At 43.8% G+C, this 2,471-nt stretch carries 2 protein-coding genes; both read right to left on the minus strand.

Annotated elements, in window-relative coordinates; genetic code table 11:
* Window positions 1-98: 98 nt before the first annotated feature.
* Complete coding sequence (gene sbcD / locus GNE10_RS33840) at window positions 99-1,352, minus strand: exonuclease subunit SbcD (RefSeq protein WP_185570409.1); 1,254 nt, start codon at window positions 1,350-1,352, stop codon at window positions 99-101.
* 192 nt (window positions 1,353-1,544) lie between these two features.
* Window positions 1,545-2,270 (minus strand): phosphoadenosine phosphosulfate reductase, encoded by a 726-nt coding sequence (gene cysH, locus GNE10_RS33845; protein ID WP_185570410.1) that lies wholly within the window; start codon window positions 2,268-2,270, stop codon window positions 1,545-1,547.
* Between the last annotated feature and the right edge of the window lie 201 nt (window positions 2,271-2,471).

Consider the following 2,471-nt stretch of genomic DNA (forward strand, 5'->3'; position numbering starts at 1 on the left):
CCCCAATCCCCCAATCCCTAAATCTTCTATTCGTATAGCGATCGCCATTTCTATATAAGTTTTGGGGAGTGGAGTCTGGTAAATTAATAGGCTTTATGCTATTCATTAGTTGCAGCTTCTAGCCAGATTTCTACATCATCTGCTAGCAACTTTTGTGCTGCTTCTAGCATTGCGGCTGCAATGTCTTTGAGGTCTTCGCGATTGTTTAAGTAAGTTTTCAAGGCTTCCATTGGGTCAATGCTACTACTAGCACTCAATTCGGGAATTCGCGGTCGAGCCAATTGACTGACTAATTCTGCTTGCATAGTGTAGGTATGAGCCGCACTTAAAGCAGTATGTAAAGAAGCACTTTCAATTAAATCCATCTGTTCTGAGCGCAGTTTGTAAATTAACCGCACTACAGCATCTTCAATATCATACTTGGCGATCGCTTTGATTAATGCCCCTTGCGGATCTTCTGCTTTGGAGACATCCACCTCAATTGTGCAAAAATCCCGGACTGGTAACTGACAAAACTCCCACTCTGTTTTACCCCGTTCCAGTTCTACTATTACATATCCTTTGTCTTCTTTTTCTTCACTAAAATCTACCCGCTCAATACTTCCTGGATAAATCACCGGCGGGTTGTTGGATTTATTTAAATTTTGATGACGATGGACATGTCCCAATGCTACGTAATCAAAACAAGGCCGCGTCAACAAAGATAAAGGCAGAGTAAAACCTTTACCCACTGCTAAGTAGCGTTCTGCACCTAAAGTTGCATTGTCAGCCATCAAGTGAGCCAAAAGCACAGTTGGCACATGGGGGTCAAGACGGCGAACTTCCCCTTCTAAAACAACTCGCAGGCGTTCTGTTAATAGTTCATTGACTTGGGCCAAAGACAAACCCTCAGTTTCTTGGCGAGTCATTAGCGTCGAACGAGTCAGCCAAGGCAGGGTAATTACTTGTACTTTGCCATTACGAGTTTTGATGTGATGAGTGGTCAATGTGTCGCCAACGACAAAACCAGGCACTCCCAAGGTGCGGTAAATACATAAACTCGCGCCTCCTAATCCTTGGGAATGTTGGTCGTGATTTCCCACTAACAGTACTGTGGGAATATTCGCATCTACCAAACGGCGAAACTGATTAGCAAAAGCTTGTTGTACATAAGGTGGTGGTGTCGCATCAGGAAAAGCATCGCCACCAAATATTACTAAATCTACCGGATCTGCGATCGCTCGGTCAATACATCGAGATAATGTATTGACAAAATCCTCCAATCGTGTATTTAATCCAGTCGCCGGATTAATTCGTCCGTGGGAAAAGCCGCTTCCCATGTGGATATCAGAAAGGTGGAGGATTTTAATCATATTTGTTCTTTGTCCTTAGTCATTTGTCGTCTCTTACAAAGTTCTGATCCAAGGAAGCCTTGGCTCAACGCCACTTGCTTTCCGACGCAAGGCGACAGGAACGCAGTGGCTCGACTTTGCGCTTTGTCTTTTGTCATTTCTTATTTTTAACTACTAACCAATGACTAATGACTAATGACTAATGACCAGTAACTAAATATGAATACCGCATTCTGTTTTATCGCTTCCCCGCCAGCGTCCGGCGCGTTCGTCTTCGCCATCTTTGACTTTTGTTGTGATGGGTTTGTCGCCGATGCTGGGATAACCTTGGTCGTGTAAGGGATTGTAGATAACTCCGTGTTCCGCTACGTAAAGCCAGCTATCTTTGCGCGTCCAGGTAGCTATGGGATTTACTTTCAAACGACCTTTACCGTCTAGTTCAAAGATGGGCATGTTAGCACGGGTTACTGCTTGGTCGCGGCGGCGTCCAGTAATCCAAGCCACACTGTTGAGTTCGTCTAAACCCCGTAGCAGTGGTTCAATTTTGGTAATGTCGTGGAATTTGAGAATATCTTTGTCCCAGAGTGCATCGCCAAATTTGGCTTCAAAAGCTTCGGGGCTATCCGCTTCTAAAGTTTTGTAAGTTTGCAGATCGAGGTTGTATATTTGTTTGGCTTTAGCAACTAGTTCTAGGGTTTCATCGAAGTGGTACAGGGTATCGAGAAAGATTACAGGAACAGGAAACTTCAGTTCGCTGTAAAGAATGTGGGTAATTACCATGTCATCCACATTAAAAGCACTGGTTTGCACCAGTCCGGTGGGGATGTTTTCTATAGACCATGCCAAGATTTCTTTGGGAGTGGCAGTTTCAAACTCCTGGTTTAATTTTTCTAAGTCAAAAGCGATGGTTTCGTTTTTAGGTGCTGTAAAAGCTGTCATGGTAATTTTTTGTTCTAATGATTTCTACCTTGATTAAGTTTTATTTTACTGCATAAAGGCCCATATCCCGCTAGGAGATGAGGTAATTATTAATTCTGGGTATGGCGGTGGGGGGGGGGACTGTGTCTTATAAACATCTGACGCTGCCGGCGAAAGGAGAAGGGGAAGAAATAGGGTTGAACGTGCTTGTGTAAAAACAAA

It is taken from the genome of Nostoc sp. 2RC (assembly GCF_014222165.1).
Taxonomy (GTDB): Bacteria; Cyanobacteriota; Cyanobacteriia; order Cyanobacteriales; family Nostocaceae; genus Nostoc; species Nostoc linckia.

What these genes read in the sequence shown, in the direction of transcription:
- sbcD (WP_185570409.1), bottom strand. Translation starts at nt 1,352, where the DNA reads ATGATTAAAATCCTCCACCTTTCTGATATCCACATGGGAAGCGGCTTT.
- cysH (WP_185570410.1), bottom strand. Translation starts at nt 2,270, where the DNA reads ATGACAGCTTTTACAGCACCTAAAAACGAAACCATCGCTTTTGACTTA.